We start from the raw sequence: 20,809 nt of genomic DNA on the forward strand, positions 1-20,809 counted from the left end.
ATTCGATCCGCTGACTTGGTTTTTCGCAAAGCGAACACATTTGCCCGCCCGTGCGGCAGATTGCTGACTATTTGCCTCGGCGAGTTACAGCAACACGCCGATGGCCGCCGCGCCTCCGCACACCAGCACCGACACGATCAGGGCGAGGTAGTCGGCGCGGTGGGGTCCGGCCGGATGGGCGGTCAATTCGCCCGTCCCGCCGCGTGCCGTGATGGCCTCACCCAATTCGCCGGCCCGGCGGGTGGCGACGGCCATGGCCGCGGTGAGAATGTCCACGAGCGGATTCGCGGCTCCGCGCGCCATGGAACCGTCCTTGGGACGTAGCCGGCGGGCGGCGCGCAACACCCGGATCTCGTCCATCAGCAGCGGCAGTCCGCGCAGGGTCAAGGCCACCACGACCGCCCACTCGTCCACCGGAATCCGCAGCACCCGCAGCGGCGCACCGAGTTTGGCGAGGGCGGGGGCGATCTCGCTCATCGGGGTGGTCCACGCGATCAGGAACGAGGTGGTCAGCAAGATCAGCCCGAACAGGGTCACCTGGACATACCGCAGGACGGCGGTTCCGCCGGTGGGGATGGTGATCAGTCCGCCGAGCACGATCAGCGCCCAGAACCACCACGGCAGCCGTGGCAGCGTGCCCAGCGGCAGCCTGGCGGCCAGTCCGATCACGATCAGGAAGGCGACCACCACACCGAGTACCGGCCATGTGGGCTGCAACATCAGCAGGAGGCTGATGAAGAAGGCGACGATCATCTTGGTTCCGGCCCAGAGCCGATGGATCGGGCTCTCGACCGGAACTTCGCGCAGCAGCACCATACTCATCGCGCACCTCCGAGGGCGTCGCCGTGCCGGCCCCGGCTGTGGCGCTTCCGGAGCCGAGTTGGGTCCGGTTCGGGGCGCGCGCCGTCCGTGCCCGCCTGAACGGGTTCGGATCGCGTGCCCGCGATCCCGGCTTCCCCGCGTCCGTCGCCGTCGGCGGGCGTACCTACCACCGGTTCGGCCGGTCCCGGAGAGGCCGCCGGAGCGCCGGCGGTATCGGACGGGCTGTCGGCGGTGGCCGCGACGGCGGGCAGGCTTTCCAGAATCAGACCGGATTGCAGGTGGACGGTGCGGTCGCAGACGCTCTCCATATCGGCCACGTCGTGCGAGATGACGATCAGCGTCAGTCCCGAATCACGCAGCCGGGCGAGCAGTTCCACGACTTCCGCGCGACCCTGCGGATCGAGTCCGGCCAGGGGTTCGTCGAGCACCACGACCTGCGGACGGCTGGCGACGATCGCGGCGAGGACCACGCGCTTGGCCTGACCGCCCGACAATTCCTCGATCGAGCGCGAGGCCATCGCCCGGTCCAGCCCGACCGCGTCGAGCGCGCGGCCCACCGCGCCGGAGCCGGTGCCGTGCCCGCCCCAGTCCTCGATCTCGGCGCCGACGGTCTGGCGCTGCAATTGCAGCCGGGAATGCTGGAAGGCCAGCTCGACCGCGCCGATGCGCTTGTGCACGGGCCGGGAGCCGGTGTAGTCGCACAGCCGGCAACTGCCGGTGGTCGGCACGACGAGCCCGGCCATGATCCAGGCCAGGGTGGATTTCCCCGACCCGTTGCCGCCGACCACGAGCAGCGTCTCGCCGCGGTGGACGGTCAGATTCACCCCGCGCAACGCGGTCGCCGCCCACGGCGTACCGCGATTGTAGGTGTGGCGCACATCGCGCAGTTCGAGCAGCGGTTCGCCGATCGGGCAGCGCCGCAGATTGCGCGCCGGGCGCGGCCAGACCGGCAGATGCTCGACCTGGCGGCCACCGGAGAGATGGATGACCCGGTCGGCGGCCGCCGCGTCGGCCTCGTGGTGGGTGACCAGGACGACGGCCATCCGGTGCCGGGCGGGCAATCCGGCCAGCAGCGCGACCAGTTCGCGCCGGCCGTCCGGATCGATCATCGAGGTGGCCTCGTCGGCCACGAGCAGTGCGGGATCACGTGCCAGGGCGGCCGCCACCGCCAGGCGCTGTTGCTGGCCGCCGGACAGGGTCGCGGTCTCCGCTCCGCCGAGCCCGCTCAGTCCGACCTCGCACAGCAGCGCCTCCACGTCGACGGCCCGCGCGGCCTCGGGGGGCAGGCCCCACACCACGTCGTCGGCGACCAGGACTCCGAGTGTCTGGCTCTCGGGCCGCTGCAGCACCAGTGCGGTGCCGCCGATCACGCCGAGCCCCGCCGAACCGGGACGTTCGACCGTGCCGGCGGTAGGCGGAAGTCCGGCCAACAGGCGGGTGAGCGTGGATTTACCGGATCCGTTGTGGCCGACGACGGCGACGAATTCGCCGATCTCGACGCTGAGGTCGATTTCGGTCAGCGCATCGGCACGCGCCCCCGGATAGCGGAAGGACACGCCGCGCAACCGCACCGGCACCGGCGCGACCGCCCGCGTATCGGCCGGCGCTTCCAGCCGATCCCGCCCCGGCAACCACTCGAGGCGATCCAGGACCGAGCCGAGGACGAACCAGGAGAACACCGCCGTGAAGACCACGCCGAGGAACACGCCGCCGCCGATGTAGAGCCACCACCAGGCCAGCACTCCGTCGGTCACCGAGACGACACCGTTGCCCAGCGATTCGAGTTGTTGCTGCCGGGAGAGCATGTGATCGATGCCCTGGGCGATATTGCGCACGTTGTCGAAGACCAGCCGGCGCGAGGCGGCGAACAGGAAGAGCATGCCGACCGAGAACGCCGCCCAGATCAAGCCGGCCAGGGAGGACAGGAACAAGACCGTGATCAGTCCGAGTCGCCGCCGTTTGACGGTGCCGATGATGCCGCCGATCGTCGCCGCGCTCACCACGGTGGCCGCCGGCACCAGACCGGCGGCGACGAAACTCACCAGGGTCGCGGCGACGGTCGCACCCAGGATGGCGCGCAGCCGGTAGCGCTGCGCCAGCAGACCCATCGGCACCGCGGCGACCAGATTGAGGGCCGCCGCGTAGGGCACCACCGAGCCGATGGTCACCAGCCCGACGGTCACCCCACCGAGGACCGCCGCGGTGGCGAGTTCGACGGGGCGCAGCGGGCCGTGAGCGATTCGCGGCTCGGCGCCGGCGGAGGGAGGCGCGGTCACGGCTCAAGTCTGCCAGCACCGGCCGACTGCGGGACGGCCCTCGCCGGCGCGAAGGGCTCGCGCGGACCGCTCGCGCTGGTCATCACGTGCGGACGGGCTCCGGTGCGCGCAGCACGTAGTCGTCCGGGTTCAGCGACCGGGTGCGCACGCGGTACGCGGTGACGGTGCCGGGCCAGTTGTTGGTGATCCGCCCGGCGGCATTGCGATACCAGCTCGAGCACGCGGTCCACGGCGTGCGCAGCAACCGGCGCTGGGTGTGCGCGTCGAAGGCGGCCGCGGTCTCGGGCTTCACCTCGAGACAGGATCCCGGATGTTCGCTCAGATAGCCCACGGCCTGCCGGATGTAGCGGGCCTGGCATTCGATCATGTAGATGATCGAGCCGATGCCCAGATTGGTGTTGGGGCCATACATGAGGAACAGATTCGGGAATCCCGGCACCGTCATCCCGAGATAGGCCCGGGCCCCCTCGGCCCACACCTTCTCCAGGTCCGCACCGTCGCGTCCGAAAATCCGGATCGGCCAGAGGAATTCGCTGCCCTTGAAGCCGGTACCGTAGACGATCACATCGGCCGGATATATGGTCCCGTCGGCGGTGCGCACGCCCTCGGGCACCACCTCGGCGATGGGCTCGGTGACGACGTCCACATTCGGCCGCACCAGCGCCGGGTAGTACTCGTTGGAGAACAGCACCCGCTTGCACAGCACCGGGTAGTCGGGTGTCAGCTTCGCGCGCAGGTCCGGATCGGGCACGTCGTGGCGAAGGGCGCGCGTCCCCAGCCAGGTGGCGATGCGCCGGATCGGCGGAATCGCGGCCAGGCCGAGAGCGAAGAACTCCAGGAAGCACCAGATCCACAGGCGTTGGGCCAGTCGCAGCCCGGGAACATGTTGGAACAGTGCGTGGTGGATCGGCCGATACTCGCGGTCGGTGCGCCGCACCACCCAGGCAGCGGTCCGCTGGAACAGCGTCAGACGTTCCACCTCGGGGGCGATGGCGGGCACGAATTGGATTGCGCTGGCGCCGGTTCCGATCACCGCGACCCGCTTCCCGGTGAGGTCGACGTCGTGTTCCCACTGCGCGGAATGGAACGACGGTCCGGTGAACGTCTCGATGCCCGCGATATCGGGCATCCGGGGGCGCGACAGCTGCCCGACCGCGCAGATCAGCACGTCCGCGGAGCGGATCTCGCCGTCTGCGGTGCGGATCGTCCAGCGCCCGGTGTGTTCGTCGAAACTCGCCTCGGTGACGTCGGCGCCGAAGCGGATCCGCTCGAGCAGCCGGTGTTTCGTCGCCACCGTGTGCAGGTAGCCCAGGATTTCGGTCTGACCGGAGTAGCGATGCGGCCAATCCGGTTTCGGTTCGTAGGAGAACGAGTACAGCGGGGAGGGCACGTCGCAGGCCGCGCCCGGATAGGTGTTCTCCCGCCACACCCCACCCAGGTCGCCGGCCCGTTCCAGCAGCGTGATGTCGTCGAAACCGTTGCGCTGCAGCTCGATTGCCACACCGAGTCCCCCGAACCCGGCTCCGACGATGACGACCGACAGCTTGGTAGCGGGCATGCGCGCGCTCCTCGAATCGAGAACAGTATCTCCACTGTAGGCGCGTGCCGCCGGCTCCGAACCCCGTTCCGCGAACCGTGCTCAGCGCGGTTGTACGCGGATCCGCCCGCCCATCGGGACGGTGCGAACGATCGAGGTCAGCCGCCGATCCGCGACGGCGTGCAGCACCACGGACGGGTCCGGCGCGTAGTCGATCGGAACGTCGCCGGGCTCCTCGACCTCCCATGCCCCGCCGATGGCCGAGGCCACGCTGGGCGCCACCACCAGCTGCCGCCCGCCGAACAGCGTCGTGCCCATCGCGTGCATATGGCCGGTGAGCACGCCGAGAATTCGCGCGTCACCGGCGATGGTACGTTCCAGCCGTTCCGGATCGGCGAGCCGGATCGGATCGACCACCGTCGAGTACATCGGCACCGGGGGGTGATGCATCGCCACCAGCACGGAGGTGTCCGCGGGCGTGGCGGCCAGCAACCGGTCCAGCCATGCGTAGGTGCGTTCGCCCAGCTCGCCGCCGCCCGCGCCGGGAATCGTGGAATCGAGCAGCGCCACGGTGAGCTCGCCGATCTCGACGGCCTGGTTGATCGGCCCGTCCTCGGCGGGGCCGTCGAGCAGCGTCTGTCGCAGATTCGCGCGGTCGTCGTGGTTGCCGGGCAGTACGTACAGCGGGATGTCGGTGGTCAGCGATTTGCGGGCCTGCTCGTACTGGGCGAGGGTGCCGGATTCGGTGAGGTCGCCGGTGACGAGGATGGCGTCGGGCCGGCGCGGTAATCGGTCGAGGTAGCCGAGGACGGCGGCGACTCGTTCGGCGTTGCGCGGATCCAGATCGAAGTGAGTATCGCTGAGCTGTGCCAACAGAATCATGGCGTCCGCTTTCTCGTGGGATCGCACCGTTGCGCCCGTCGCCGGGAACGACCTGTGCGAGCCCGTGTGGAATCGGCCCCCGGGTGTGATCGCTTCGGCCGCATGCGTGCCGATACGGCACTTGTCCAGAGTAGAAGGTCCTCAGCGTGCCGTCTGCGTGACGGAGGCCACCTTTTATAGCGAACGGCTATTCCGCGATGATCTGTTCGAGCAGGTCGGCCGGATTCTCGAGGATCGGTTGCGACCCCGTCGAGAAGAAATCCGCACCCGGCGTAGCGGTCAGCGCGAGTTCGGAGTCCGCGCGCCAGGGCGCCTCCACCCGCAACGACAGCGAATGCAGATGCGTGCGCGCATACTCACCCGACTTGTCGAACAGCGGATCACCGGCGATCGGATAGCCGATCCACGCCAGATGGACGCGGATCTGATGCCGCCGCCCGGTGACCGGCCGAGCCAGCAGGATCGTGTGCCGATCGGTCCGCGCCACGGTGGTGAACTCGGTCCGGGACGGATAGTTCTTACCGGCCAGCAGATCGCCCTCGTCGACCGTCCACAGTTGCCCCTCGCGCCGGATGGTGTCGCGGGGCGCCGCGATCCGGACCCGGTTCTTGCGTCCGACGCTCAACGGCAGGTCGATGACGCCGGTGTCGGGCAGATCGGTGGCGGCGGTGACGACCAGATACCGCTTGTCGGCCGTGCGCTTGGTGAATTGCCTGGTCAGACCGCCGTGGGCGGTCAGGTCCTTGGCGAACAGCACGAGACCGGAGGTGACCTTGTCGATGCGGTGCACCGGGTAGAGGGTGATTCCCTCGGCCGCGGCCAACTCGACCAGGTCGGTGTCGTGGCGTTCCCCGGTCACGGCGATACCGGCCGGCTTGTTCAGCGCGATGATCGCCTCGTCCTCGTCGACGAGGCACTGCTGCGCCAGCTGCTGCCAGCCCATCTCCACCGGGTGCGTCTCCACCCGGCCAGATTAGTGGGCCGCTCGATGGCCGAATATCGCCAGGAGGGGTGGGTGGGTCCGGCCCGCTGTGCTAGAGCCAGGCGTCGTCGAGGTCGGTCGTGGTGCGATCCATCGCGTCGAGCAGATCGAAAAGCGGTGCGGTGCGGGGCAATTCCCAGTGGAAGAAATACCGTGCGGCGGCCCGCTTACCGCGGTGGAAGTCCTCGGATCCGCCGGCGGCGGCCACCGCCTGTTCCAGCCAGATCCAGGCCAGCACCACATGTCCGAACGCCTCCAGGTAGGCCGACGAATTCGCCAGTGCCGCTTCCGGATCGGCGTCGCGCCACACCGTCGCGGTGGTGGTCGCGATGCGTCCCGCGGCCGCGGCCAGCGCATCGGCGAAATCGCCGAGTTCGCCGTCGCCCGTCGCGCGAGCGCGGTCGACCGTTTCCCCCATGGTGTCGAGCAGCAGTGTCAGCGCCGCCCCGCCGTCCGCGACCACCGCCCGGCCGAGCAGGTCCAGACTTTGAATGCCGTGTGTGCCTTCGTGAATCGGATTCAGGCGGTTGTCGCGGTAATGCTGTTCGACGTCGTAGTCGCGGGTGTAGCCGGCGCCGCCGTGCACCTGGATGGCGAGGTCGTTGGCGGCCAGACACCACTGGCTCGGCCAGCTCTTGGCGATCGGGGTCAGCACCCGCAGCAGGAGGGCGACGCGCTGCGCTTCCGCGGCGTCCACGGCGCTGCGCTGACGATCGATCAGCGTGGCGCAGTACAACTGCAGGCCGAGCGCGCCTTCGGCATACGCCTTCTGCGCCAGCAGCATTCGGCGCACATCCGGATGTTGTGCAATCGGGACCTGCGCGCTCGCACCGCCCTTCGCGGTCACCGGGCGGCCCTGCGGCCGATTGCGGGCATAGTCGAGCGCCTTGAGGAAACCGGTGTATCCCAGCGCGGTGGCGGCGAGGCCCACGCCGAGGCGCGCCTCGTTCATCATGTGGAACATGTAGGTCAGTCCGCGATTCGGCTCACCCACCAGGTAACCGACCGCGCCCGGCGCGCCGCCGGGGGTGAACGCGCCGTCGCCGAAGACCGGCGCCGTGTTCACCGTGCCGCGCCAGCCCATCTTGTGGTTGATCCCGGCCAGCACCACATCGTTGCGCTCGCCGAGCGAACCGTCCTCGGCGGGAAGGTATTTCGGCACGATGAACAGCGAGATACCGCGCGTTCCGGCATCCGATCCGGGAATGCGCGCCAGGACCAGATGCACGATGTTCTCCGACAGGTCGTGGTCTCCGCCGGAGATCCACATCTTGCGGCCGAACAGCCGGTACGTGCCGTCGTCCTGCGGCACGGCCTTGGTGGTGATGTCGGCCAGCGAGGAACCGGCCTGCGGTTCCGACAGCGCCATCGTGCCGAAGTAGCGGCCGGTCAGCATCGGCCGCACGAACCGGTCGAGCTGATCCGAATCGGCATGTGCGGCCAGGAGATTGGCATTGCCGATGGTCAGCAGCGCATAGCTCGCGGTCGCCACGTTGGCGGCGTAGAACCACGCCATGCACGCGGTGAAGACGGTGTGCGGCAACTGCATACCGCCCACTCGCTCGTCCATCGCGGCCCCGACGAATCCGGCCTCGGCGAAGGCCGACAGCGCGGTCGCCACCTCCGGAATGATGTGCACCTTGTCGCCGTCGAAGGTCGGCTCGTGCAGATCGCCCTGGCGGTTGTGCGGGGCGAAATACTTCTCGGCCAGTTCCCGGCTCAGCGCGAGCACCTGATCGAAGGTTTCGCGGCTGTGCTCCCGATAGCGCTCGCGCTCGGTCAGCCCGGTGACGTCGAGCCACTCGTAGAGCAGGAAATCGAGGTCGCGGGCGGACATGATGAGCGAATCCATATCCCAAGCCTCCTGGGCAACGCCCGTGCGCGCAAGGGTGCGCGGGCGTTGCCGTCGCCGGGTCGGCTCATCCGGTGCCGTCGGGCCGGGCGGGTGTGCTCAGCCCGCCGGGGCGACGAGGGGAGCGATGAAGCGCTCCAGCATGTCGCGCTCCTCGGCCTCGTCCCGGCCGGGCACCGTGAGCAGGGAGACGATGATGCGGGTCAGCCAGCGGGCCAGCCGGGCCCAATCCTCGTGTGCCTCATCGGGTGCCGAGGTCGTTTCGGCGGCGAACAGCGAGCGGGCGATGGCCTCGATCACCTCGGAGGTCTGGGCGATCTGCAGCGTGGCCCCGGCGTCGTCGGGCCGGAACCACGCGATCAGCAGGGGATCCGAACGCACTGCGCGCAGGCTGGCGAGCACTCCGGCGACGGCGCGTGCACCCGGGTCTGCGATGCCGCCGATCTCGGCGGTCACCCGGGCGCCCACCCGCCGCGCCTCGCGATGCACATACGCCAGCTGCACCGCCTGCCGGTTGTCGAAGTAGCGGTACAGCGTCGCCCGCGAGCAGCCGGCGGCCTTGGCGATATCGCCCATCTGGGTAGCGTTCACGCCGCGTTCGGAGAACAGGCTCGCGGCGGCGTCCAGGATCCGCTCGGCCGCCTGCAGGGAACGCGGATGCGCCAGCCAGTCGCTCATGCCGGGACGAAGGGGACGTTGACCGGCCAGCGCACATAACTGCCCTCGGTGTATCGGACGCCGTCCAGATCGACGCTGAAGTCCGGGCAGCGGGCCAGCAGTTCCCGCAGCGCGATGGTGGCCTGCATGCGGGCCGCGGCCGCGCCGAGACAGTGGTGGTTGCCGTTGCCGAAGGTGAGAATATTCTTCGGATTGCGCGTCACATCGAGTTCGCTTGCGTCCGAACCATATTCGTGTTCATCGCGATTGGCCGAGGCGTACAGCATCAGCACCCGGCGGCCGGCGGGAATGGTGACGCCCTCGATCTCGACATCGCGGGTGGTGGTGCGGGCCAGGCCCTGCACGGGCGAGGTCATCCGCAGGAATTCGTCGACCGCCCCCGGGATCAGGCTGGGATCGTCGAGCAGGCGCTGCCGCTGCTCGGGGTGGCTGGTCAGCAATTGCACCGCGCCGCCCAGATTTCCGGTGGTGGTGTCGTTGCCGCCGGTGATCATCGTGAACGCGAAGCCGATGATCTGCAGGATTTCGCCGAAGTCGCCGTCGGCGCCCAGCCCGGAGGCGACCAGATGCGAGACGGTGTCGTCCGCCGGTTCGCGTTTGCGCTTCTCGATCATCGCGATGAAGTATTGCGTCAGCTCACCGACCGCTTCCTGCGCATGCTCGATGCCGCCGGTCGCCGAGGCCGCCACGATCGCCTCGCTCCATCGGTCGAACTGTGCCCGATCCTCTTCCGGCACACCGAGATAATGCGCCACCACCATGGTCGGCAGCGGTTTGAACAACTCCACCGAGATGTCACCACCACCGGCCACGCGCAGCTTCTCGAGCCGCTCGACCACGAACGCCTCGACCGCGGGCCGGATCTCCTGGACCTGCCGCGGCGTGAAGCCCTTGGCCACGCGGCGCCGGAAAACGGTGTGGTCGGGCGGATCGGTGAAGACGAACGGCCGGTTCTCGCCGAGCCCGATCTCGCTGAGGTTGTTGTAGTCGACGGTCAGGCCCTGGGCGGAGGAGAACGTCTCGGGATCGCGCACGGCCGCGTAGATGTCGGCGTAGCGCGACAGGACGTAGTAGTCCTCGTGCGGGCGGCTCTCGGGGACGACATGGTGTACCGGGTCGGATTCGCGCAGCGCGGCGTACATCGGCCAGGGGTCGCGCCAGGATTCGCCGGACCGCAGGGTGAAGCGTGCCTCGTGAGACATCGTCTTGCTCATGTATCGACGGTAAGACAAATCTGCCATCATGTCTAGAACGTGTTCCATGGAATCGCCGGCTGCCGGGTCGCCGCGGCCGAGACCGGGCGACCGGCCGGTGAGATCGGTACTGTGGGCTCACCAGCGCCGCCCTCGGACAAGGAGCGCCCATGCGAACCGGTCCCGCTCTGCGAGAGTTCTTCCGGCGCAAGCCGATCGACCAGATCCAGGACGAATCCGCCACCACCCTGCATCGCACGCTGGGCCTGTGGCAGCTCACCGCCATCGGGGTGGGCGGGATCATCGGCGCCGGCATCTTCACCCTGGCCGGTGCGGTCGCGAATCAGACCGCCGGCCCGGCCGTGCTGGTCTCCTTCCTGATCGCCGGGATCGCCAGCGCCGCCGCCGCGCTCTCCTACGCCGAATTCGCCGGGCTCATCCCGCGCGCGGGTTCGGCCTACACCTACGGCTACGCGGTCCTCGGCGAGCCGGTGGGCTGGTTCATCGGCTGGGATCTGCTGCTGGAATACACCGCGATCGTGTCGGTGGTGGCGATCGGCATCTCCGGCTACATCCAATTTCTGCTGGGGCAGTTGAATATCGGACTCCCCGAATGGATGCTGGGTGCGCCGGGAACCGGCCACGGCCATGTGGTGGATCTGTTCGCCGCGCTGCTGTGCCTGCTCATCGCGGCCCTGCTGAACCTGGGTATCCGGGCCGCCGCGCGATTCGAAACCTTCGTGGTGGGCCTGAAGATCGTGGTTGTTCTGGTGGTGATCGCGGTCGGGTTCTTCCACATCGACTCCGCCAATTACCACCCGTACTTCCCGTTCGGTATGTCCGGCGCGGTCACCGGAGCGGCGACCGTCTTCTTCGCGGTCTTCGGCTACGACGCGATGTCGACGGCGGCGGAGGAGTCGGTGGACGCGAAACGTCATCTGCCCAAGGCGATCCTGCTGTCGCTGGCGGTGTCGATGGTGCTCTATGTGCTGGTCTGCCTGGTCCTCACCGGCATGCAGCACTACACCGATATCGATCCGGAGAGCGGGCTGTCCACCGCGTTCGAATCGGTCGGCCTGCCCGGTCTGGGCAGTCTGATCGCGGCGGGCGCCATCGTCGGCATCATGACGGTGCTGTTCACCTTCATGCTCGGCGTCACCCGTGTCTGGTACTCGATGAGCCGGGACGGCCTGCTGCCCCGGTGGTTCGCCAAAACCCACCCGGTGCGCCAGGTGCCCACCCGGATCACCTGGATCGTCGGTATCGCGTCGGCGGTGATCGCGGGGTTGCTGCCGATCGGACAGGCCGCCGAGCTGACCAATATCGGCATCCTGCTGGCGTTCATCGTGGTCTGTGCGGCGGTGATCGTGCTGCGCTATCGCCGTCCGGACCTGCCGCGGAGTTTCCGCACGCCGTTGATGCCGGTGGTGCCCCTGCTCGGGATCGGCTTCTCGATCTGGCTGATCACCTACCTGCAGCCGGTGACGTGGTTGCGCTTCGCCGTCTGGTTCGCCGTCGGCGCGATCGTCTACCTGAGCTACAGCCGTCGCCATTCCCTGCTCGCGACCGGCCCGGATGCGTCCGAAACGCCCGCCGGACGACCGTAGGGATTGTATCGAAATACCAGCGATATCTGAGATATTTCGCAAATTTATCGTTTCGTTATTCGAATTGGTGTGTTCGTATTTGTTTTCGCTCCGACCGTGGCGAATCATGGCTCCCCGGATCCAACGATCGACTGATCACCGTGGTGTTTCGGAAATCTGCTCTCGCTACGAGACTCGGAGGAACGCATCATGGCAGGAACCGAGGCGGGTCGATGTACCCGCCGTTTGCGTCGTAAGGCCTGGTCGACCGCTGCATCGCTGGCCGTTCTGCTCGGCGCGGCGGGCACGATGGTGGCGACCGCCGGCCCGGCACACGCCGACTCGCCATTCCCCGCCCCGGTCGTACCGGGAATTTCACTTCCACCGCAGTTCACAATTCCCGGGCTCTTCCCGGAAATCCATCCGGCCCCGCCGCAGACCTTGAAATCGATCGGTGAGCGGGCGCTCGAGGCCGCCGAGTCCAAGATCGGCTCGGCCTACATCTCGGGTGCTGCCGGACCCGACGCCTTCGACTGCTCGGGCCTGGTCCAGTGGGCGTATCGGCAGGTCGGGGTAGACCTGCCGCGCACCAGCTACGACCAGCTGTCCGCCGGTACGCCGGTCGACCTCGATACGCTGCAACCCGGCGATCTGGTGTCGTTCTACGGCGGCGGTCACTCCGCCCTCTACGCGGGTGACGGCACGGTCGTGCACGCCGCGACGAGCGGTGAGGGTGTCATCCGATCGGCGATCGGGCAGATGCCGGTCACCGGCGCTCGCCGCTTCTGAGGCCGGCGGCGGGCACGCCACGCGGCTCGCCGATCCGGGGGTTCGAATCCGCCGCGAGGATATGTTGCGCGACAATGTGCATCGAGCTCGACCAGCATTGGACTGCAACGTGAATCGCGGAGGAGGGGGCCGGTGGCCGAGACCCGGGCGAATGCCGACGACGAGCCGTTCGGGCCGGTGCGCCCCTCGGATGCGGTCGACGGCTGGGAGTTGGCCGGCGACGGCACCCGCTGGTGGCTGGTCAAGGCGTTCGGCGAAGCCCGCGGCCTGGTGAAGCCCACCACGCGGACCACCTGTGCGTGGCGTGTCGAAGCCGCCGACGGCCGGATGTTGCGCGAGGTCAGCGCGCGATCGGTCGCGGAGGCGAAAGCCGCTGCGGAAGAATGGATCCGGAGGACGATCGGCTGAGCTGTCGCTCGGCCGATCGTCCGGATCGCCCGGCTATCGCCGGTGCGACTGCCGCTTCGACATCGCCTGCAGACTGACTGCCGATGCCGGCTGATCGGGAGCGGGTGACTCCTCGGTGTAGGCGCGCGGCCACGCGCGGCCGCTGTCGGCGAGATCGAGATCGCCTGTGGTGTCGACGTTCTCGCGACGCGAGGGCCCGTCGACCTCCGCGAGTCCGACGAGTACCACGAGCATGATGGTGACGAGTGTGACCACCATGATCAGCGGCGTGAGCAACTGCACCGAGTCGACCCCGCCGGACGGTTCGGACATGTTGTCCATGCGGTGCGCGGTCATGGATGCCATTCCGGTGTAATGCATTCCGCATACCGCCAGGCCCATGATGAGCGCCGCGCCGACGGTGGCGGAGAACCCGCGCACGTGCAGGACGAACCACAGCGCCGCGGTCGCCGCCACCACGGCGATCAGCAGCGACAGGGCCACCAGTCCGGTGCTGTATTCGATGTGCGCGCCGGCGTGCATGGCATGCATGCCGAGGTAGTGCATGGCCGCGACGCCGAAGCCGGTGATCATCCCGCCCAGAGGCAGTGCGATCGCTTCCCGGTGCCCGCGCACCACGATCGACAACCCGGCCCAGACCACGACGATCGCGATACCCGCGCTGAGCAGCGTCATCGGCACGTCGTAGCGGATGTTCGCGCCGTGGATCGAGAAACCGAGCATGGCGGTGAAGTGCATGACCCAGATACCGGCGCCGCCGAGGGAGACGGCCGCGGCGATCAGCCAGCCGCCCGGCCAGCGTGAGGCCCGGGCGTGTGTGGCGCAGCGCAGTGCCAGAACGGATCCGATGAAGGACATGAGATAAGCCAGGACCGGGGTTACCCAGCCGTGGCTGAAATGGTCGAGCTCGAGCACAAGGTCTCCCGAAGCGAAAGAGGGGTTATCGATTCGTGACCGGACGATAGTTCACATTGCTCAGGATCGTTACCCGCGCTCGTTCGTATCCGGGCGCGGGCGGTCTTGCCTTTCGCCCGGCAAATGTGCAGGTGACACAGGTTCATGGGGCGTGTGCACGGTGTTTGCCGGCCTGTCGCCTGGAAGACACCGAACCGGAGGTGTGTTCTGGCGCACTTGCGCCACCTCTCGGGCCAATGGCCCTTGACGGGTTTACCGGACGAATCCCGACGTTCAGGACTATCGGAAGTGATATTGTATGGATATAGTATGGAAACCATAGGATATGGTTTCGAAAGTAGCGGAGGTTCCGGAATATGGATGCGCAGCGGTATCGGCGGATGGTCAATCGACTCAATCCGCTCGTCGTCGGCCTGCAACGGCTGGGAATCGGTTTCGGGCCGATGCAACTGCTCACCGTCGCCGGCCGGCGCAGTGGGCAACCGCGCACCTTCCCGATCGCGGTCAACGAGCTGAACGGGGGGCACTACATCGTGCAGGCCTATCCCCGGGCGGCGTGGGTGGCCAACGTGCGGGCGGCCGATTCGGTCACGCTGACGCGCGGGCGCACCTCCTCGACCGCGCGACTGGTCGAGGTTCCGGTCGGGCAGCGTGGGGATCTGCTGCGGGAATTGGTCGGATCCGGGCCCGCCAGTGTCGGGAATCGTTTCGTCACAACCGGTTTGGCCGACTCGGCGACGCCGGACGGGGTGGCGGCGGCGGCCGAGCGCATCGCGGTGTTCCGGGTCGAACGGCACTGACCTGCCGGAGCTGTTCGGCCGGGGATATCATATGAAAACCGTATGAATCGACCGGAGGGTGCCGATGAGCTCGGAGGCGGATCGCGTGGCCGCGCAGCAACGGCGCCGGCTGACCGTCGACGTCAAGGATGCGTTGCGCGACTTGAACATTCAGCTCGCCCTGCTGAATCGCCGATTCGGCGGCCGGGTCGAGCTCCGCGACGTGGACTGGACCTGTCTCGACCTGATCAACCGGCAGGGCCCGATTTCGCCGACCGCCCTCGCCCGGCGCACCGGCCTGCACCCGGCCACCCTCACCGGCGTCCTGGACCGGTTGCAGAAGGGCGGCTGGATCGTCCGGGAACGCGACCCCGAGGCGAGCGACCGGCGCGCAGTCACCCTGCGCGCCGTCCGCGAACGCAATTCCGAACTGTTCCAGGTCTTCTCGGGTATGAACCGGCGCATGGACGAACTGCTCGAGCGGTATTCGGAAACGGAACTGGAGGTGATCGCGGACTTCCTCCGGCAGACCGGAACCGCGGGGTCGGACTCCGCGTCCGAACTCGGAAGCTGATCGGCGGCACCCGCCGGCACCGACCGGGCGCGGGGGAGCTCTGGTACAAGTAGGGCGTGAAATTGCTTCGTGGGGGGATCTTTTCAGTTGTCGCCGCTCTGCTTCTCTGTGGTTGCGCAACAGCCCATTCGCCGAAACCCGTGGACTCGCCGGTGATGCCGCAGGCTACGGCGCGGTCCACACCCGGCCCGACGGCGGTCGCCGGAAATCGTCCGCATACCGGCACCGGCCCGGTGAAATCCGATCCGGAGCTCGGTGGCAATCCGGTGCTCAGCGAACAGGGTGTGGGCCTGTCGAGTGTCGACTGCCGGCTGCCCGGCTGGCGGAACACTCCGGACGGTGCGGAGGCGTACTACCGGGCCGCGATCGGCTGCCACGACGCCGCTTGGGCGCCGACCCTGGCTCACTTCCGGATCGCCATGTCCTCGCCCGCTCTGTGGGCCGGCGCCCGAATCGGTGACTACGACGGCGCGTGCAGTTCCACCGGCAGCAATCGGGAAGCGTTCTACTGTGCGGCCGACCGGACGATCGTGATGCCGTTCGACGCCATGACCCCGGTCATCGGCTACGGAGTCGGCAATGTGCTCGCGGTGCTCTCGCACGAATACGAGCACCATGTGCAACAACTCACCGGGATCATGGCCGCCTTTCAGGCCCGAGCCTCGGCACTGAATTGGAGTGGACCGGAGGTCGACCTGCTCAACCGTCGGCTGGAGCTGCAGGCCTGGTGTTTCTCCGGGATGTTCTACGGCGTCAATACCGGACGCGGTTCGATCACCCGGAGCCTGGCCGACCGGGCCTACACCAACAATGCCGGTGCCGGCGATCGGCCGGGCGAACGACGCTGGCACGGGACCAACCAGAACGTCGCCAACTGGTTCGGGTGGGGCATGCATCCGAGCAGCGATCCCGCCTCCGCCGCTGAACCGTCGCTGTACGAATGCAATCCGTGGGCGGCGCGCAGCGACGCGTGGCTCGAATGAACACGCGGTCGCGTGACACCGCGGTCGTGTCGTGGGCTGTTCATCGGGTGCGGGTAGGCTCGGGGCATCGGCGGGTCTCCGCATATGTCCTCGTCGGTGGGCGTTCGCGCCACCACACACCAATTCGAGGATGTAGACCATGGCAATCACCGAGATCGGCGCGTACGCACATCTCGGGCCCGCCGATATCGAGGCGCTGGGGCGTGAGCTCGACCGTATCCGCGCCGATGTCGAGGCCGATCTGGGGGCGCGCGACGCGAACTACATTCGCCGGACGATCGTCTTTCAGCGCACTCTCGACGCCGTCGCGCGACTGATCATCCTCGGCGGTCGCGGCCGCCTGGCCTGGGTGCTCGGTACGGCGGGCCTGGCGACGGCCAAGAGCGTCGAGAACATGGAGATCGGGCACAACGTCTCCCACGGTCAGTGGGATTGGATGAACGACCCGGAAATCCACTCCACCACCTGGGAGTGGGATATGGCCGGGCTGTCCGCGCAGTGGCGTTACGCACACAACGTCCGTCATCACCTCTACACCAACGTGCTGGGCATGGACGACGATATCGGCTTCGGCGTGATGCGGGTGACCAGAGATCAGCGCTGGCATCCGCGCCTGCTGCTGCAACCGTTGCAGAACGTGCTGCTGGCGGCGACGTTCGAATGGGGTATCGCCTGGCACGATCTGGACTCCGAACACGACCGGGCGACCGATCCCGCCGAAAAGGCCGGCCAGACCCGCGCGCTGCTCGGAAAACTGATCCGGCAGGCCGGCAAGGATTACGTACTGTTCCCGGCATTGAGCGGAAAACGCTGGCGGCGCACGCTTTTCGCCAATCTCGGCGCCAATGTGCTGCGCAACCTGTGGGCGTACCTGGTGATCTTCTGCGGACATTTCCCCGACGGTGCTGAGAAATTCACGCCGTCGGTGCTGGAATCGGAAACCAAGGCGGAATGGTATCTGCGCCAGATGCTGGGCACCGCGAACTTCGATGCCGGGCGGGTGCAAGCCTTCATGAGCGGCAATCTGTGCTACCAGATCGAACACCACCTGTTCCCGGATCTGCCCAGCAACCGGTACCGGGAAATCGCCACCCGCGTGCGAGCCCTGTGTGAAGAATTCGATCTGCCGTACACCACGGGTCCACTGCTGCGGCAATACGCGCTCACCCTCCGCACGATCCACAAATTGGCGCTGCCGGACCGCTTTCTCACCGCGACCTCCGACGATGCGCCCGAAACCGCCTCGGAGCGAAAGTTTCTCGGATACCGCACCTTCGCCGCAGCGGACGGCGCGCCCTCTCGTTCGCGTCGAGGGCTGCGCACCGCGCTGCGTGCGGTGGCGGCGAAGACCGCGCTGCCGGCCTGATGACCCGGTCGCTTCGGCCTAACCGTGCGGGCGCACCGGCAGTTCCGTGAGTCCCCGCATGAGCAGACTCGGCTGCCATCGCGGAGTGAACGAGGGCGCCAGGGCGAGATGCGGAAAGCGATCCAGCAGGGCGGTGAAGGCGACGGCCGCCTCCATCCGGGCCAGGGGAGCGCCGACACAGAAGTGGATTCCGTGGCCGAAAGCCACATGCCCGGACGGTTTTCGGCCGATGTCGAGTGCGTCCGGCGAATGGTATCGATCGGGGTCGCGATCGGCCGCCGACAGGGCGACGTAGACCAATTCGCCTGCGGGAATGACGGTTCCGCCGATGTCGACGGGTTCCTCGGTGTACCGGACCGTAGCCCAGCCGACCGGGCCGTCGAGCCGCAGAAATTCTTCCACGGCGGCGGGGATGCCCGCCGGATCCGCGCGCAGCGCATCGAATTGGGGCCGGTCGCGCAGCAGCGCGAAGGTGCCGTTGCCGATGAGATTCACCGTCGTCTCGTGGCCGGCCACCAACAGGAGGAAAGCCATCGCCACCAATTCCTGATCGGTGAGACGATCACCGTCGTCGGATTCGGTGGCCAGCCCCGACAGCAGGTCGTCGCCGGGCCGCGCGCGCTTGTCCGCCAGCAGCCCCGTCAGATATCCGCCCATGTCGGCGGATGCGCGGTCGCGGTCCGCCAGGTCTCCGGCGGCGCCCACCAGGATCTTCGTCCACAGCTGGAAATCGTCGCGATCGGTGAAGGGAACCCCGAGCAATTCGCAGATCACGGTGACGGGTAGCGGGGTCGCGAACGCGTGCAGCAGGTCGACCTCGTCGTGCGCCGCCACCTCGTCGAGCAGTCCGGCGGTGATCTCCTCGATGCGGGGACGCAATGCCGCCACCCGCCGCGGCGTGAAAGCCTTGTTCACCAGCTTCCGCAGCCGCGTGTGTTCGGGCGGATCGGTATTGAGCATATGGGTGCTCAAGGCCTGCGCATCCGAATTCGACAGCACCGCAGAGCCTTTGCGCCGGAACAGCTCGATGGTGCCGGCCGAGTTCTTGTGCAGTCGGGGATCGGCGAGCGCTGCCCGCGCTTCCGCATGGCCCACCACGACCCAGCACGGAATCCCGCGCTCGTGCGTGAACCGCACGTGATGCACCGGCCCCCGGGCCCGCCAGCGCTCGTAGTACTTGTGCGGATCGTCGTGGAAGTCCTCTTCCACCAGTTCGATCTGCTCGGATACCTCGGCCTCGGCCATACTGTGCTCCCTGCTACCGGCGCCGCTCGACGCTCCCCACGGTGTCAGCCCAGTCGTAACGGTGACCGTATCCAAAGTACCGAAAATCGCGCCGGGACGCGGATGCCCGATTCGCGTAGAAATCCGTTCCGCGCGAACCACTTTCGTCGGTCATGCGTCCGTCCACTGCCGCAACTTCTCCGGATTGCGGATCGCCCAGATGCGGGTGATCCGGCCGTCGGCGATATCGAAGGCGTAGACGGTCGCGATGGTCCCGTCGATCTGTGCCACCAGGCCCGGCTGGCCGTTGACGGTCCGCTCGAGCAGCGTGACTTCCCCTGCGCGGGAGGCGATGTGGATCCAGGCCCGCGCGATCTGCTCGCCGCCGTTGATCGGGTCGCGGAACGCCAGTACCCGGCCACCGCTGTCGGCCGTCGCGACGGCCCGCGGATCCAGAATCTCGATCAATGCCTCGATATCCTTCGTTTCCCAGGCCCGTTTGAAGTCCCTGACGACCTCGGTGCGCTCGTCCCGAGACGGACTCGCCGAGGTCTGGACGCGACGGCGCGCGGAGGAGGCGAGCTGGCGGCAGGCCGCGGGCGTGCGGCCGACGATATCGGCGATCTCCGCGAAGGAGTAGCGGAAGACATCGTGCAGGACGAAGGCCACCCGCTCGGCGGGCGTCATGGAATCGAGCACGACGAGGAACGCCATACTGATCGATTCGTCGAGCGTCACCCGGTCGGCGGGATCGGCCGGTGCGGGTGCGCCCCATTCACTGCGGTCGGGCACCGGCTCCGGAATCCATTCCCCGACGTAGCGCTCGCGCCGGGCCCGCGCCGAACCGAGCAGATCCAGGCAGATGCGGCTGGCCACGGTGCGCAACCAGCCCCCCGGCGCGGCGACGGCCCGCTGCTGTTCCGGGGACATGGCGTACCAGCGCGCATAGGTCTCCTGCACCACGTCCTCGGCCTCGGCGAGGGAGCCGAGCAGCCGGTAGGCGAGGTTGAGCAGTGCCCGCCGCTCGCTCACCACGGCGCTCGGGTCCGGATCGGTCATGATGTTCGCTCCCTCGTTCGGTACAGGCCCCTTCCACTGTGGACGAAACAGCGCGCCGAAATGTGAGGCCGATATATGCTGCCGTTCGCCGTGAGAGTGGGGGAGTTCGCAATGAAAAGGTCGGTTCTGGTGGCGATCGTGGTCGGTGCGGTCGCGCTTTCGGGCTGCGGCGCCGGGGAGGACGGCGCTTCGGCGCCCACGTCGTCCGAACCGGTGGCTCGGCAGATGACCGCTGCGCCGGATACCGCCGCGCCCGATCAGGATGCCGGTTGCCCCCTTCCGGCCGCGCCGTCGACAGGGCCTTACAGCGGCATCACCGTGCCGGTGCGAGAGCAGACCCCGAGCCTGACGACCGACGTCGTGGTGCCACAACTCGAGGGTGGTGACCAGGCGATTCGCGATCGTTTCAACTCGGCGATGCGCGCATCGCTGGCCGATCTGAGCGGCGGCGCCGCGAACGGTGCGCTGCACGCCGCACAGCTCCGTTGCCGCGAAACGAGCCGCGTCACCCGCATCGGCGCGCATGTCGTCGCGGGCGTGTTGATCACGGATCACACGTGGGAGGGCGGCCCGCATCCGGTCAACCAGATCGGCACCGTGGTGATCGACACCGGCACCGCACAACCCGTCATGCTGCCGACGGCTCTCCGTGATCCTGGTCGGGCCTGGGGCGCGCTCGCCACCACCGCTCAGAGCCTGGTGCCCGCGGACGGGCCCACGCTGTTCACTCATGCTCCGGGCGCCGAAGATTTCGCCGACTGGGTGCCCGCCCCGGAGGGACTCACCGTCTACTTCTCCGTCGCGCACGCGCGGGGCGACTACTACCCGGTTCAACTCCCGTGGAGCCGGATCCGGGACCTGTTCGACCCGGCCGCATTCGCGACGCTGTCGAGCTGACCGGACG

At 67.9% G+C, this 20,809-nt stretch carries 19 protein-coding genes; 8 read left to right on the forward strand and 11 right to left on the reverse strand.

The features are described 5' to 3' along the window. Window positions 1-84: 84 nt before the first annotated feature. From RJ03_RS03575 to RJ03_RS03610, 8 genes are all read right to left on the reverse strand, one after another. Window positions 85-822 (reverse strand): energy-coupling factor transporter transmembrane component T family protein, encoded by a 738-nt coding sequence (locus tag RJ03_RS03575; RefSeq protein ID WP_036498053.1) that lies wholly within the window; start codon window positions 820-822, stop codon window positions 85-87. Next, on the reverse strand, window positions 819-3,098 hold the full coding sequence (locus RJ03_RS03580; RefSeq protein ID WP_083870579.1) for an ATP-binding cassette domain-containing protein: 2,280 nt from the start codon (window positions 3,096-3,098) through the stop codon (window positions 819-821). Before RJ03_RS03580 ends, RJ03_RS03575 begins: the two co-directional genes overlap by 4 nt. Window positions 3,099-3,180: 82 nt before the next feature. Beyond that, window positions 3,181-4,656: a flavin-containing monooxygenase gene (locus tag RJ03_RS03585; RefSeq protein WP_036498056.1), complete on the reverse strand. Its 1,476-nt coding sequence runs from the start codon at window positions 4,654-4,656 to the stop codon at window positions 3,181-3,183. Window positions 4,657-4,737: 81 nt separating this feature from the next. Beyond that, window positions 4,738-5,517 carry a metallophosphoesterase gene (locus RJ03_RS03590; protein WP_036498087.1) on the reverse strand — a complete coding sequence of 260 codons (780 nt, stop codon included), beginning with the start codon at window positions 5,515-5,517 and terminating at the stop codon, window positions 4,738-4,740. A gap of 187 nt (window positions 5,518-5,704) precedes the next feature. After that, a complete protein-coding gene (locus RJ03_RS03595) occupies window positions 5,705-6,481 on the reverse strand; it encodes an RluA family pseudouridine synthase (RefSeq protein ID WP_232329641.1) in 777 nt (258 codons plus the stop codon). Window positions 6,482-6,551: 70 nt separating this feature from the next. Then, window positions 6,552-8,351 (reverse strand): acyl-CoA dehydrogenase, encoded by a 1,800-nt coding sequence (locus tag RJ03_RS03600; RefSeq protein WP_036498057.1) that lies wholly within the window; start codon window positions 8,349-8,351, stop codon window positions 6,552-6,554. Window positions 8,352-8,450: 99 nt separating this feature from the next. Continuing rightward, on the reverse strand, window positions 8,451-9,029 hold the full coding sequence (locus RJ03_RS03605) for a TetR/AcrR family transcriptional regulator (RefSeq protein ID WP_036498059.1): 579 nt from the start codon (window positions 9,027-9,029) through the stop codon (window positions 8,451-8,453). Next, the gene (locus RJ03_RS03610; RefSeq protein ID WP_036498061.1) at window positions 9,026-10,243 is read right to left on the reverse strand and encodes a cytochrome P450; all 1,218 of its coding nucleotides are present in this window, start codon (window positions 10,241-10,243) and stop codon (window positions 9,026-9,028) included. Before RJ03_RS03610 ends, RJ03_RS03605 begins: the two co-directional genes overlap by 4 nt. A gap of 149 nt (window positions 10,244-10,392) precedes the next feature. Between RJ03_RS03610 and RJ03_RS03615 the strand changes: the two genes are divergently transcribed. From RJ03_RS03615 to RJ03_RS03625, 3 genes are all read left to right on the forward strand, one after another. Then, window positions 10,393-11,829, forward strand: a complete 1,437-nt coding sequence (locus RJ03_RS03615) for an amino acid permease (protein WP_036498062.1) — start codon at window positions 10,393-10,395, stop codon at window positions 11,827-11,829. 189 nt (window positions 11,830-12,018) lie between these two features. Further along, window positions 12,019-12,597 carry a C40 family peptidase gene (locus RJ03_RS03620; RefSeq protein WP_051024248.1) on the forward strand — a complete coding sequence of 193 codons (579 nt, stop codon included), beginning with the start codon at window positions 12,019-12,021 and terminating at the stop codon, window positions 12,595-12,597. A gap of 132 nt (window positions 12,598-12,729) precedes the next feature. Further along, window positions 12,730-13,005 carry a hypothetical protein gene (locus RJ03_RS03625; RefSeq protein WP_036498064.1) on the forward strand — a complete coding sequence of 92 codons (276 nt, stop codon included), beginning with the start codon at window positions 12,730-12,732 and terminating at the stop codon, window positions 13,003-13,005. Window positions 13,006-13,038: 33 nt separating this feature from the next. Here RJ03_RS03625 and RJ03_RS03630 read toward each other — a convergent pair whose 3' ends face one another. Next, on the reverse strand, window positions 13,039-13,920 hold the full coding sequence (locus RJ03_RS03630; protein ID WP_306304663.1) for an MHYT domain-containing protein: 882 nt from the start codon (window positions 13,918-13,920) through the stop codon (window positions 13,039-13,041). A 356-nt stretch (window positions 13,921-14,276) separates the two neighbouring features. Between RJ03_RS03630 and RJ03_RS03635 the strand changes: the two genes are divergently transcribed. The 4 genes from RJ03_RS03635 (at window position 14,277) to RJ03_RS03650 (ending at window position 17,622) form a co-directional block, all read left to right on the forward strand. Next, the gene (locus RJ03_RS03635) at window positions 14,277-14,720 is read left to right on the forward strand and encodes a nitroreductase family deazaflavin-dependent oxidoreductase (protein ID WP_218000918.1); all 444 of its coding nucleotides are present in this window, start codon (window positions 14,277-14,279) and stop codon (window positions 14,718-14,720) included. Between the two features lie 64 nt (window positions 14,721-14,784). Further along, on the forward strand, window positions 14,785-15,273 hold the full coding sequence (locus tag RJ03_RS03640) for a MarR family winged helix-turn-helix transcriptional regulator (RefSeq protein WP_086007184.1): 489 nt from the start codon (window positions 14,785-14,787) through the stop codon (window positions 15,271-15,273). Between the two features lie 155 nt (window positions 15,274-15,428). Further along, window positions 15,429-16,256 carry a neutral zinc metallopeptidase gene (locus RJ03_RS03645; RefSeq protein WP_083870582.1) on the forward strand — a complete coding sequence of 276 codons (828 nt, stop codon included), beginning with the start codon at window positions 15,429-15,431 and terminating at the stop codon, window positions 16,254-16,256. Between the two features lie 139 nt (window positions 16,257-16,395). After that, on the forward strand, window positions 16,396-17,622 hold the full coding sequence (locus RJ03_RS03650; protein WP_036498065.1) for a fatty acid desaturase family protein: 1,227 nt from the start codon (window positions 16,396-16,398) through the stop codon (window positions 17,620-17,622). Between the two features lie 18 nt (window positions 17,623-17,640). Here RJ03_RS03650 and RJ03_RS03655 read toward each other — a convergent pair whose 3' ends face one another. Further along, window positions 17,641-18,867 (reverse strand): cytochrome P450 family protein, encoded by a 1,227-nt coding sequence (locus tag RJ03_RS03655; RefSeq protein ID WP_036498067.1) that lies wholly within the window; start codon window positions 18,865-18,867, stop codon window positions 17,641-17,643. Between the two features lie 150 nt (window positions 18,868-19,017). Then, window positions 19,018-19,905, reverse strand: coding sequence for an RNA polymerase sigma factor SigJ (gene sigJ, locus RJ03_RS03660; protein ID WP_036498068.1), 888 nt, complete (start codon window positions 19,903-19,905; stop codon window positions 19,018-19,020). A 111-nt stretch (window positions 19,906-20,016) separates the two neighbouring features. Here sigJ and RJ03_RS03665 point away from each other — a divergent pair, with 111 nt between their 5' ends. Then, a complete protein-coding gene (locus RJ03_RS03665) occupies window positions 20,017-20,802 on the forward strand; it encodes a hypothetical protein (RefSeq protein WP_051024250.1) in 786 nt (261 codons plus the stop codon). Window positions 20,803-20,809 lie beyond the last annotated feature (7 nt).

This window comes from Nocardia aobensis NBRC 100429, from assembly GCF_000308375.1.
Classification (GTDB): domain Bacteria; phylum Actinomycetota; class Actinomycetes; order Mycobacteriales; family Mycobacteriaceae; genus Nocardia; species Nocardia aobensis.